Annotated in this window: 9 protein-coding genes; 1 reads left to right on the top strand and 8 read right to left on the bottom strand. The window is 28.7% G+C overall.

Annotation, left to right across the window (positions count from 1 at the left end):
• Positions 1–2: 2 nt before the first annotated feature.
• From CP520_RS03240 to mnmG, 3 genes are all read right to left on the bottom strand, one after another.
• Positions 3–1,619, bottom strand: coding sequence for an APC family permease (locus tag CP520_RS03240; protein WP_096863014.1), 1,617 nt, complete (start codon positions 1,617–1,619; stop codon positions 3–5).
• A 91-nt stretch (positions 1,620–1,710) separates the two neighbouring features.
• Positions 1,711–3,342, bottom strand: coding sequence for an APC family permease (locus CP520_RS03235; protein WP_096863013.1), 1,632 nt, complete (start codon positions 3,340–3,342; stop codon positions 1,711–1,713).
• A gap of 195 nt (positions 3,343–3,537) precedes the next feature.
• Entirely contained in the window at positions 3,538–5,439 is a 1,902-nt protein-coding gene (mnmG, locus tag CP520_RS03230; protein WP_096863012.1) for a tRNA uridine-5-carboxymethylaminomethyl(34) synthesis enzyme MnmG, read from the bottom strand.
• Positions 5,440–6,011: 572 nt separating this feature from the next.
• On the opposite strand from mnmG, the gene CP520_RS03225 reads away from it, so the two are divergent.
• A complete protein-coding gene (locus CP520_RS03225) occupies positions 6,012–8,735 on the top strand; it encodes a lipoprotein (RefSeq protein ID WP_096863011.1) in 2,724 nt (907 codons plus the stop codon).
• Positions 8,736–8,781: 46 nt separating this feature from the next.
• Here CP520_RS03225 and CP520_RS03220 read toward each other — a convergent pair whose 3' ends face one another.
• The 5 genes from CP520_RS03220 to CP520_RS03200 form a co-directional block, all read right to left on the bottom strand.
• Positions 8,782–9,285 carry a hypothetical protein gene (locus tag CP520_RS03220; protein ID WP_096863010.1) on the bottom strand — a complete coding sequence of 168 codons (504 nt, stop codon included), beginning with the start codon at positions 9,283–9,285 and terminating at the stop codon, positions 8,782–8,784.
• A gap of 93 nt (positions 9,286–9,378) precedes the next feature.
• A complete protein-coding gene (gene metG, locus CP520_RS03215; RefSeq protein ID WP_096863009.1) occupies positions 9,379–10,914 on the bottom strand; it encodes a methionine--tRNA ligase in 1,536 nt (511 codons plus the stop codon).
• A 20-nt stretch (positions 10,915–10,934) separates the two neighbouring features.
• Positions 10,935–11,516, bottom strand: coding sequence for an aminoacyl-tRNA hydrolase (gene pth / locus CP520_RS03210; protein WP_096863008.1), 582 nt, complete (start codon positions 11,514–11,516; stop codon positions 10,935–10,937).
• A gap of 2 nt (positions 11,517–11,518) precedes the next feature.
• Positions 11,519–12,568 carry a ribose-phosphate diphosphokinase gene (locus tag CP520_RS03205; RefSeq protein WP_096863007.1) on the bottom strand — a complete coding sequence of 350 codons (1,050 nt, stop codon included), beginning with the start codon at positions 12,566–12,568 and terminating at the stop codon, positions 11,519–11,521.
• A gap of 123 nt (positions 12,569–12,691) precedes the next feature.
• On the bottom strand, positions 12,692–13,324 hold the full coding sequence (locus CP520_RS03200) for a hypothetical protein (protein WP_096863006.1): 633 nt from the start codon (positions 13,322–13,324) through the stop codon (positions 12,692–12,694).
• Positions 13,325–13,528: the final 204 nt, after the last annotated feature.

Raw genomic sequence — 13,528 nt, 5'->3', positions numbered from 1 at the left:
TCTTAATTTCGTTTTCTTTTGTTCTTAGGCTTATCTTGTTGTTCGTATTGTTTAACTTCTTCTTGGCCTTTTTTAGTGAAGTAGTTTTTAATTGGATTGATTGCAATTAATAAAGGCATTGGGTCTTCTTCTGTTAAGTAACCTCCAAATCCATCTTTGAATGGATATTTCTTGAACAGGGCTTCTTGTATAAAGAATACTATAGTCACAAAAACCATCATGACTATAAACAATATCAAGAAGTACATTCCTGTTGTATCACTAAATTTAGTGCTATGAGTTGGATCACTATCAATAAAAGTATAAATACCACAAATAACGAATATAGCTATAGCTATACCAGAGATAGTTCCTAATATTGTAACTCCTTTATATTTCTCAACTTTTACTTTGTTTGTACGTCTATTAATTAAGCAAGCAAAGATTAAGATATCTACCATTGCGAATGAAAGAATTGCGGCTACAGAACCCATGATCCCTGTGTAATCCGTTACAGCTTGGTCTATAGCATGTTTTGCGCTATCTCAACCACCATAGCCATTTCTTGTAATAAAGAATCCCATTAAGATATAAATTGAATAACTTATTATTGAAGCAGTCAATTGAACTAACCCAGATTTAAAGTTACTAATTTTTCCTCTACGCACACCTGTATAAACAAGTTTAGCTTCAACGTCTGATTCTAGGTTAGACATACTAAACATTGTGAATGAGTTTAAATTTAATAAACAAATAAGCATCATAATTATTGCAGGAATAACTCTTGCTACAGTGGCATTTCCACCAGACATCTTAGCGAAGAGTTCAAAAATTGAACCATCTGGTGAACCTAAGAATAACGATACAGCCATTAATACATAGAATAATGCAGCGAATGTCATACCAGCCATTAACGCTTTAGGTACAACTTCTTTATGTTTAGCAGTTTTCTGAGAGTTAGCAATTAAATAGAATCCATCGAATGATAATAAGATTCCTCCAAACCCTCTAAAGAAACTAGATGGTTCTCAGTCACTAGTTGATCAAGTACTATCTTTGTATCCATTATTAAACATTGCAGAGTTATCATTAATCATACAAAATCCAGCTATAAGAGCTACGAATAATGGAATGAACTTAAATGCATTACCAATTACTTGAACTCATTTAGAACCAGCAGGTAAAAAGGCATTGAATAGGAATAGCATAATCATTGAGAAGATTCCTAATCCTAAGTAAATGGCTAATTGAGTTCCACTAGACATTTCTACATTCATTAATTTAAGTAAATAGAATATAAATGTTCCAGCAAATAAAGAATACATAGCTGGCCAAATAATAATTGTGTATAAAAGACTAAAGTAAGATGCAGTTTTTCTATTAACAAATATTTTGGCTCAGTTAGCTATAGTACCATTACCAAAATGTTTTGTTGCAGAAGAAATTTCCATAAACACAAGAACACATAAAACACAGACTATACCAACTATAGCTCATAAGATAATCCCAATAATGGGGTTTTGTGTTGCTTTAAGAACTTCAGTGTTTTTAATGTATATACCAGCACCAATTACAGTACCAATAACCATTACGAACAAAGTCATAAACTCAAATGCTTTTGTGTTTGAGAATTTCTTCATATATTGCAGCTTTCTATTTGAATAATATTATATAAAAAATATACGTTTATTTTATAACAAACGTATATGTAAAATTCTAATCATAGGTTATTTACTTATTATTAGAACGTTTATGGGATCTAGGATGTTCATCATCATAGATTTCTTCTTCACCTTTTTTAGTGAAATAGTTTTGAATTGGGTTTATTTTAAAGAAGAACGGAATAGGATCTTCGCCTTCTAAGTAACCGTCAAATCCATCTTTAAATGGATATTTCTTGAATAAGGCTTCTTGAATAAAGAATGCGATTGTTACTATAGCTAGCATAGCTATAAATAATATTAAGAAGTATAGACCTATAGTGTCTTTAAATGGCGTTACATGTTTAGGGTCTACATCGATATATGTGTATAGACCACCTATAATAAATACGGCTATAGCTATACCAGAGATAGTACCTAAAACTGGTACACCTTTGTATCTGTCGACTTTAACTTTATTTGTTTTTCTATTTACTAAGCAAGCAAAGATTAAAATATCTACCATTACGAATGAAAGAATTGCGGCTACAGAACCCATGATACTTAAGAAGTCTGTAGGTTGGTCTGCTATAGCAAGAATTCCATCTTTATTATAGTTAGAAAAACTTCCTCATGAGTATCCTGCTCTAGGTATAAAGAATCCCATTAAAGTAAAGGCTACATAAACTATAACTGTAAAAATGATTTGTACGCTTCCGCATTTAAATAAACTTACTTTTCCTCTACGTTTTCCAACATAAACAAGTTTAGCTTCTACATCAGATTCTAAGTTAGCCATTCCAAATGCTGTAAACATATTGATGGATAATAGGCAAATTATCATCATTAATACTGGAGGTAAGATAGCAGATACTTTAGAATCTTCTCCAAACATTTTTGCAAATAGTTCAAAGATTGATCCATCAGGTGAACCTAAGAATAATGACACAGCCATTAATACATAAAATAATGCTGCAAAGACCATTCCAACAAATAAAGCTTTAGGAACAACATCTTTATTCTTTGCTGTTTTTTGTGAATTGGCTATGAAATAAAAGGCATCAAATGATAATAAGATTCCACCAAACCCTCTAAAGAAACTTGAAGCTTCTCATTGTTTTTCAGATCATTCAGCTCCGTTAAATCCCCCATTGAACATTGCAGAGTTGCTATCAATCATACAAAATCCTGCTACAAGTGCAATTAATAAAGGAATGAATTTAAAGATGTTTCCACCAATTTGAACTCATTTAGAGTATTTTGGTAATAATCCATTAAATAAGTAGAACCCTACTAATAAAAAGATTCCTAAACTTAAATAAATTGCTAGTTGGCTACCAGCAGATAAATCTACTCCAATTAAAACTAACATGTAGTAGACAAAAGTTCCTGCAAATAAAGAATAATAAGAAGGTCAAAGAATAATTGTATAAACTAAACTAAAAAATGAAGCAGTCTTGCGGTTGATAAAAATCTTAGCTCAGTTTGGAGCTGTACCATTACCAACATCTTTTGTAGCTGATGCTATTTCCATGAAAACAATAATAGCTAATGTACAAATTATTCCGACTATAACTCATAAAATTATGGCTATGATTGGATTTCCCGTTTCTTTAACGATACTACTATTTTTAATATAAATACCAGCACCAATTACAGAACCAATAACCATAACAAATAAAGTTAAAAACTCAAATGCTTTCCTATTACCTTTTTTCTTCATCTTTTCCCTTTCATTTATTACTTATTTTATTTTTTAATATTCTTTATACTAATATAAATTATTTTAGATTAAAACCCAATTTATAAGTTTTCTAATATAAATCCTTCTTTTTTATTTAAAACTAAATAAAAACATACGTTTATTTTATAACAAACGTATGTTTTGATAAATTATTTTATTTTTAGAATAAATTTTTTAATTGCGATTATTCTTAGCGTCATCTGCATAATTATTCTTTAAGTAGAATAATAACATTTGAATATCTGCTGGATTAACTCCAGTAATTCTTGAAGCTTGACCAATTGATGAAGGTCTTACTTTTTCTAGTTTTTGTCTAGCTTCTGTAGCCAGATTTTCAACTAAGTCATAGTTAATATCATTTGGGATTAATTTTTGTTCTAGTTTGTTAAAACGTTCAGCTTGTTTCTTTTCATTTTTAACATAGCCTTCAAAACGACAGTTAATTAAAACTGATTGTAACAAGGTATCTGAAAGATCATTTAAACTAGGAACATATGCTTTGAATTTATTAATATCAACTTTTGGTTGTTTTAAAATTTCATAAGCACTTAATCCTTGGTTAATAACAGCTTCACCATTATTAACTAATTCAATGGCTAATTCTGATTTTGGTGAGAAACGAATATCTTTTAAGTCTTGAGTTGCTTTAGCAACTTTAGCTTGATTATCTAAATATTCGTTTCATTCATCTTCTTTAACTAAGTTAACATCATGTCCAAATTCTTTTAAACGTTCTTCTGCATTATCATTTCTTAATAATAGTCTGTGTTCAGCACGACTAGTTAATAATCTATAAGGTTCTCAAACTCCTTTATTAACTAAGTCATCAATCATAACTCCAATGTATGCTTCATCACGTTTTAAGATTAATGGTTCTAAACCATCAACTAATCTTGCAGCATTAATACCAGCCATTAATCCTTGTCCAGCAGCTTCTTCATAACCAGAAGTCCCGTTAATTTGTCCAGCTGTAAATAAACCATGAACATTTTTTAATTCTAAACTTCTTTTTAATTGTTGAGGATCGATGCAATCATATTCAATTGCATAAGCTCATTTATGAACTTTAACGTTTTCAAATCCAGGTAAACTTCTTAACATTTTATCTTGAACATCAATCGGCATTGATGTTGAAAACCCTTGAACATATCAAGTATTTAAACTTAATGATTCAGGTTCGATGAAGATTTGGTGTTCTTCTTTGGAATTAAAACGAACGATTTTATCTTCAAAACTTGGACAATATCTTGGTCCTGTTCCAACTTTTTTACCAGAATACATAGCTGATTTTTGTAAGTTTTCTTCAACAATCTTTTTAGTTTCTGGAGTTGAATGAATTAAATAACATAATTCTTGATCTTCAACTGGTGTAAATTCTTTTGTACTACTTGAGAAAGCTAATTTAGCATCAGTTCCAGGTTCTTTAGTAGCCTTTGATAAATCTACTGAATCTTGATAAACCCTTGGTGGAGTACCAGTTTTAAAGCGATATAACTCTAATCCTAAGTCTTTTAAAGCTTTAGAAATTCCACTTGTTGTAATTTCTCCATTAGGTCCTGATTCATGTGAATCATGTCCTAATAAAACTTGTGATTTTAAATAAGTACCAGTAGTTAAAACTACAGCTTTAGCCATAATCTTACTTCCGTCTTGTAAAACGATTCCTTTAACTGTCATTGTATCTTTATCAACGATTAAATCTTCACAAGCCCCAACAATTAAATCTAAGTTCTCTGTAGATTTAACTTTGTTTTCCATATATTTTGAATATTCCAATTTATCAGATTGGACTCTTAAAGCTCAAACTCCAGGTCCACGTGATGAATTTAGTAATTTAGTTTGTAAAGCAGTAGCATCTGCTGCTTTACCCATTTCTCCACCTAAAGCATCGATTTCTCTTACGACGATTCCTTTAGCAGGTCCTCCAACAGAAGGGTTACATGGCATTGTTGCGATCTTGTCATCATATAAATTGATTAAAGCAGTCTTTTTCCCAATTCTAGCTGAAGCTAAGGCAGCTTCAACTCCTGCATGTCCACCACCAACAACAACGACATCATAATTTTTGTCATTCATATTATTGATTCTCATTTCTTTTCTTAAATATTTTTATAATTTTATTTTTAGAAAAGTTATATCTTTGACATATAACTTAGAAAAAGTTTTAACTCTTTGACAATCAAAACTAGATAAATTTTAGCATAAAATCAAGGTTTTAAATAATCCTTAAAAAGAGAAGAAATAATTAAAGAAAATTAATAAAAAAAACGCATTTTTTTAATGCAACAATTTTATTTAAAAACAGTTTTAAACTAATATAATAATTTATGTTATTGAAAAACGTTTTCAAAGAGAGAATATATTCAATTTCCAACCGATAACCTTTATTTTAATATTTTGACGAGAGACTTAATTACAAAAAGAAGCGTTAGAGGTTCAAATTATAACCTTTTAATTAAGAATCCGATTTTGTTCGGATTCTTTTTTATGGTTTATGAAATAAATTAACATACCAGTTTTAAAGCTTTGGGAAGAGCTTTAAAACTAACAAAAACTAAAGATTAACAACAAATACTTTTATATATAAATAAACTTAGTTTTTTAAGTGTGTGAGAAACATTTAAAAGTACTAGAGAGGAGATTATTTTATGAAGAAATTACTATCAATTTTAGGTGCAATTGGGATTACCGCTACTTCAGCTAGTGCTGTTGTTGCTTGTGGTACTACTTCAATAAAATCATCACCTAATGACAACTGAGAATCAGAAGTAAAACGTTTAAAAAAAGAAAACAGCGATTTATCTGACCAATTAACAGATGCTAAAGTTCAATTAGAATATAAACAAACAAGAATTGATTTTTTAACTAGTCAAAATCAAGCAGCAGCTAAGGAAATTCTTAATTTAAATAATGAAATTGAAAATAACACTTTAGCAATTAGAGGACTTTTAATTCAAAAAAATGACTTGATTAAAAAGAACAGTGAATTAACTGACGATAAAAATAAATTAACAAAACAAGTTGAAGATAACGAAAGTGAAATTGATAAACAAAAAAGTGAAATTGAAAGCTTAAATAAAACAATCAATAATTTAAGCGACAAACTTACTCAATCAGATATTTTAATTTGATGATTAAGATCAGAAAACCAAACTTTAAAAGATACTAACAAAACTCAAGAAAAAACTATTGCTGATTTAAAAGTTGGTTTGGATGAAACAAACAATGCTTTAACAAAAGCTAAACAACAAATTATCGATTTAACTAAAGATAAAAATGATTTACAAGATCAATTAACTATTGCTAAAAATGATTTAGCAGAAGCCAAAAATGATTTAGCAGAAAGCCAAAAAATAAACGAAACATTAACAAATAACGCTTTAATACTTGAAGAAGTAATTAAAACTTTAGGTATTCAAATTAAACAAAAAGATGAACAAATCAATAGTTTAACTAGTGAACGCGATGAGTTAACTAAACAAGTTAATAAATTAACTGCAAATAATAAGAACCTTGAAAGCGAAGTTGAACAATTAAATAAAGAAAAGATTGCTTTAACTAATGCTAAAGATCAATTAGAAGCAGACTTAGAAAAAGTTGGTCAACAACTTGAAGATGTAACTCAACAAAAAAATGAATTACAAACAAGTTATGACACATTAAAAGACAATTATGATAACCAATCTATTCAATTAGAAAACACTAAAAAAGAACTTCTTGGTGTTGAAGCTCAACGTAATAGATTAGAAAATAAAGCAACTCAATTAGATCAAGAAAGAGCTGATGCAGAAAACAAATTAGCAAAAGAACGTGAAACTAATTCACGTTTAAATACCGAAATTAAAGTTCTTGAGGGAACAATTCAAAACTTAATTAATAGTGCTGACAAGAATGATAAAGAAGCACAAGAAAAAATTGCTAGTTTAACTAACCAATTAAAAGATAAACAAAGCCAATTAGAATCTTCAGAAGCTGAAGTTAATAGATTAGACAAAGCATTAAAAGCTTCAGAAGCTGAATTAACTCAAACTAAAAATGAATTAAAAGTTGAAAAACAAAAAGCTGAACAATTAAATAAAGAAAAGATTGCTTTAACTAATGCTAAAGATCAATTAGAAGCAGACTTAGAAAAAGTTGGTCAACAACTTGAAGATGTAATTAATGATCGTGATGAATTAAGTGATGAATTAAAGGCATTACAAAAGAAATATGATGATCAATCTACTGAATTAACTAATACTAAAAAAGCATTAGAAGAAGCCAACAAAGATTTAGCAAATGCAAAACAACAAATCATTGATTTAACTAATGACAAAAATGAATTAACTAAACAAGTTAATAAATTAACTAGTGAAAACAATGAATTAACAAAAGATTTAAAAGCTTCACAAACTGATTTAGAAAATACTAAAAAAGATTTAAAAACTTCAGAACAAAAAGCTGAACAATTAAATAAAGAAAAGATTGCTTTAACTAATGCTAAAGATCAATTAGAAGCAGACTTAGAAAAAGTTGGTCAGCAACTTGAAGATGTAACTAATGATCGTGATAAATTAAGTGATGAATTAAAGACATTACAAAAGAAATATGATGATCAATCAATAGAATTACAAAGCACTAAAGATAAATTAACCAAAACAACTAGTGATTTGAACAGTGCTTTAGCGGATAACAAGAGATTAACTGCTGACAAAAACAAGTTACAAAAGCAAGTTAATGATTTAACTAGAAAAAATGATCAATTAACAAAAGATTTAAATGACGCAGCTGCAAAATTAAAAGATGCTCAAGATGAAATTGAAGCCGATAATCTAAAAATAGCTGATCTAGGAAATCAAATTATTAATTATCAAAATCAAATTCGTGATTACAAAATTGATATTGAAAATAAAAATCAAACAATTAAAGAACAACAGTCCACAATTGATAAATTAAATGGGCAATTAAAAGATTCACAAAAGCAAGTTAGAAATTTACAAAAGCAAGTTAATGATTTAGAAGAACAATTAAAAGTTTATACTTGAAAAATTTATACTGTAGATGTAACTGACTCTCGAGGAAATTATATTAGAACTGTTTCTTATATTGAATTTGGAAAACTAGAAGATGGGTCTTATAAATCAGTTCAACTATATTCTAAAAAAGGTAACTATTTTAGAATCTTGTCTGCAATGACAACACCAATGAAAGATGGTTGACAATTAGTCACATTCAGAAGTGGGAGCGATTTAGACAAACAAACCGTTATGTCACAAATAAAACAATTTGGTGTTAAAGACGATGGAATGATTAATCAACTTATGTTAAATTATTACACTGACGCAACAGGTCCACAAGGATTACCAAAATTATCTACGAAAAATTATTGATAGATAAAACAAAAACACGCAATCTCTTGCGTGTTTTTGTTTGTCAATATTATTTAACTGCTGCTTTAGCAACTTTTGGTTTAGCTTGTTTTTGAGCTTTTGCTGCTTGTTTTTGAGCTGCTTTTTCTTTTTTAGCAGCTTTCTTAGCGATTTTTCTTTGTTTCATTTTTGAAATGATTCCGTGTGATTCACGAATTAAAGTAAATCCATAGAAATTTAAGCAAGTAGCGGCCATTGTAGCTGTTGTTAAAGAAATGTCATTGTTTTCTTTTCTTTCATGTAGCATGCGGTATAAAACATAAATTGAATATGCCATTAAACAAATGATTAATACCCCAACTACTACCATTGCAACATAACTTCCATGTGCAGAAGTATTAACAGGTCTTGCTTCATGTTCTCAATTATCTGGGTGAGATAAAGCAACTGCTCCAATCACCATTAATGGGAAACCAACGATGATTTCTAAAAAGATATAAACTATTTGTAAGAAAATAGCTGTTTTTTGTTGGATATCTTTATCGCTTGTACGATTGTTATTATTTTGATCCATTTCTTTTTCCCTTCAATCTATAAAATAGTAAAATTTGTTTATTTTCCCCTATATTATATAACTTTTAAGTTTCAACTTTAGGAGAAGAAAGGTTTATTTCTTGATTCTTTGGAATAAAACTTTTTTATCCCCTAATTTGTTAAAACTTAAATTATCAAAGGTTTTTAATGCTCCATAAGTTAAGTTTTCAGGATCTTTAATTCCTGTTTGTTCAATCATGTCATCATATGTGAAAACTAAGATTGGTTTTAATAAAAAGCTAATTACAGTAATTGCTTTTTGTAAACTCATTAAAACAGTTCTTAATTCTTCTGTTTTATTTTCTTTGTCTAAATTTCAAGGTTCTTTGTCTTCAATGTATTTGTTACAAATAGCTGAGAATTCAACGATTTTTCTTGTAGCTGTATAAATATCATATTTGTCCATATTTGCTTTGTAGTCGTCGATTAATTGGCTAATTTTGCTATCAATGAATTCATCAGAAACTGATAAATCATCACCTAAATGTCCGTCGAAGTATTTTGTAATCATATTGTTAACTCTTGAAATAAGGTTTCCAATATTATTTGCTAAATAAGCATTGTATGATTCAATGAACATTTCACGACTAAAGTTACCATCTTTATCGATTGGTAATTCGTTTGCAATATAGAAACGTAATCCATCTGCACCAAATTCTTCAATATAATCCATTGGGTTAACAACGTTTCCTAATGATTTAGACATTTTATCGTTATTACTTAAAATTCATCCATGGCTAACTAATTTGTTAGGAATACGAAGATCTAACATTTTTAAAATAATTGGTCAATAAATTGAATGGAAACGAGTAATTTCTTTTCCAACTAATTGAACAATTTCAGTATCTTCACTTCAGAATTTATCAAATAGTTCATGATTTTTTTGCATGTAACCTAATGCAGTAATATAGTTTGTTAAAGCATCAAGTCATACGTAAATAACGTGTTTTGGATCTTCAGTAATTGGAATTCCTCATTTGAAAGAAATTCTTGTAACTGAAAGATCTTTTAATCCTGGTTCAACGAAGTTTTTTAACATTTCGTTTTTTCTATAGTCAGGAATAATAAAGTTTGAGTTTAATAAATCAGTAATAAATTCTTGGTATGCAGAAGTTTTTAAGAAATAAGTTTCTTCTTTAACATCGGTTGGTAAAGTATGTGAAATTTTACAAAATCCATTTTCATCGATTTGTTCTGTAGTCAGAAATTCTTCACAAGAAATACAATATTTTCCTTCATAGAAACCTTTATAAATATCACCTTGTTCTAATAATTTAGTAAAGATTCTTTTTACAGCATCTTCATGATATTTATCAGTTGTACGAATAAATTTTGAATAATGAATTCCTAAAGCTTTTCATAATTCTTTGAATTTATTAACTTTTTCTTCTAAGAATTGTAATGGTGGTAATCCCATTTCAGCAGATTTAATTTCAATCTTTTCACCATGTTCATCACTTCCTGTTAAAAAGAAAGTTTCATAGCCGTCATTTTTCTTATAGCGGTTTAAAATGTCTGCTAATGTGGTTGTGTAGGCATGACCAATGTGTAATTCACCACTAGGATAGTAGATTGGCGTTGTTACATAAAATGTTTTTTTATTGTTCATTTAATTCTCTCCCAAGTATTTTATTTTTTAGCTTCAACGATTGGATTATATTTACTCATAATCTTGTTGAAGTTATCTCCGTTAGTTCAATCATTAACGAAATTAATCATTTTTTCAAAAGTTGATTCTAATAAATTTAATTCTTCAGAAGTAAAGTGTGATAGAACTCAATCAACTAGACTATAGCCAGGTTTTGGTTGTCCAACACCAATTCTAATGCGATTAAAATTTTGATTCCCTACTTGTTGGATAATTGATTTAATTCCGTTATGTCCACCAGCTGAACCAGATTGTTTCATTTGATCTTTTCCTATTGGAAAATCTTTTTCATCATAAATGATAACTATATCTTCCTCTTTTACTTTGTAATAATCCATAAAAGGTCTAATAGCTTCTCCAGAAAGGTTCATAAAGGTTTGAGGTTTCATAAAGACTACTTTTTCACCATTAACAGTTGAATAGTAAGTTTCAGCTTTAAATTCAGTTTTATTTGTTTGATAACCGTATTTTTTTAAAAGTAAATTAATTGCGATAAAACCCGCATTGTGGCGGGTGTTTTCGTATTCTTTGCCAGGATTTCCTAATCCAACAACTAATTTCATTATTATTTTTGCTTCTTAATATATTCAGTTACTTTTTCATGAATACGGTCTTTGGCATCATCATAAACATCTGATAAAGATTCATCGTGAACGCTTGCTTTAATCATTGGGGCAATTAAGTTGGCAACTGAAATAATTTTTAATCCATCAAAACGTTTTTCTTGTGGAATATCAATTGTATTTGTAACAACAATTTCTTTTACAACTCCTGATTTAATAGCATCTTCCATTCTTTGTTTTGCAGGTCCATTAAATAAACCGTGGCAAGCAAAGATATAAACATCTTTAGCACCATTATCTTTTAATGCTTTAGCAGCATTGATAATAGTTCCTCCAGTATCAATCATGTCATCAACTACGAAACAAGTTTTTCCTTCAATATCTCCAAGAACGAATTCAACTTCAGCTTTATTTGGTTCTGGTCTTCTTTTAGCAATAACTGCAACTCCGTTAGTTAATCCTTTTGTAAATTCATCAACTTTATGAACTCTAGTTAATCCCCCGTGATCTGGTGAAACTAAAATACAGTTTTTGTAATCTAAATGATTATCAATAATAGTATCGATAATTGCTTCTGAAATAGTTTGTGCAGTTTGGAAATTATCAAACGGAATATCAAAGAATCCCATTGTTTGTGTTGAGTGGATATCAACAGTTATTACGCGATTAGCTCCAGCTGTAGTTAGTAAGTCTGCTACTAACTTAGCAGTAATTGGTTGACGTGATCCTGCCTTACGATCTTGTCTTGCATATCCATAATATGGAATTACAACATTAATTTTTGCTGCACTTGCTCTCTTAAATGCATCAATTGCAATTAATAATTCCATTAAGTTTTCATTAACTGGCTGATTTGTTGATTGAACAACATAGATTTCTTTACCACGTACTGAATCAAGTGATTGTACTAAGATTTCTCCATCAGCGAATTTTAAAGTTTTTGCCCTTTTTTGCTCAATTCCTAAAATATTACAAATTTCATTTGTAAGTTCTTGTGAAGCACTTAAACCAAAAATATTGATTTCTTCGTTTTTGCCTTTATTAAAGTCCATTATTCTTCTTTACCTCTATGTTCTGTTTTGAATATTATGTTCTAATTTTAGCAAAAAATGACGCCTTTTAAAACGCCATTTTATATAGTCAATATTGTTATTTTTTTCTATAGCAAGTTATAGTTATTTACGTTTTTCTCCAGGGATCTTGTAGCTATCTAAACGAAGTTCATTTTTTAAAGCTACCATATCTACTTGTTTTGCTGGATTTGAATTGATTTTTCAAGGTTTCTTTCTTTGTTTTAAAACTTGAGATTTAAAGTGAATTGAAGATGTTGAATCAGCAGTTTCAATTTTTCAAACTCTTAGTCTTGAAAAGTAAATATCAATATAAATTCATGATTCTAGTCACTTATCTTGTCATAATCTCATTCCATTATATTTTTCTGGTGAATAAGATTTAACAGATTTACTATAATCTCCAATATTAGAAGCTTGATAGATTTTTTTATTAGTTAAGATTAAACAAAAATTTCTCTTAGTTGGAGCATATGAAGAATTTGTTGCAAATAAAGCTGATAAAACAGTTTCTTTTTTAGGAATTAAATCGTCGGCTAATAGTCAATAAGGTTTAGTTGATAATGGTGAAAGAGTGTCATTTCTTCAGCCATTATTAAACAATTCTTGTTGAATTTCTGCAATTGATTTAGTAGCTACCTTATGTTTTACTTTTTTACCAAATTTCTTATTAAAGGTTTTAACTTCATTATTTATTTCATTGTTTAAACTGTTTAGTTGATTCTTTTTTTTAAACATTCCCTATATCTCCTTGAAACTTTAATCTTAAAAATTATAACAAAAGTGTAAGAAGTTTTAACAAACCGAGATTTGAAAGAATTATAATAGTGTTAATATTCTTAGATTTTGTTAAATAACTTCTCAATTAGAAGTTATTTTATTATTCTTTTAAGAAATTAAAAAGAAAAGAAGTCTTATATAAAAACTAACTAATTCTTTAAA

The sequence above is a fragment of the Mesoplasma lactucae ATCC 49193 genome (assembly GCF_002441935.1).
GTDB lineage: Bacteria > Bacillota_I > Bacilli_A > Mycoplasmatales > Mycoplasmataceae > Edwardiiplasma > Edwardiiplasma lactucae.
The sequence above is the reverse complement of the archived record's forward strand: the minus strand, read 5'-3'. Positions and strand labels throughout refer to the sequence as shown.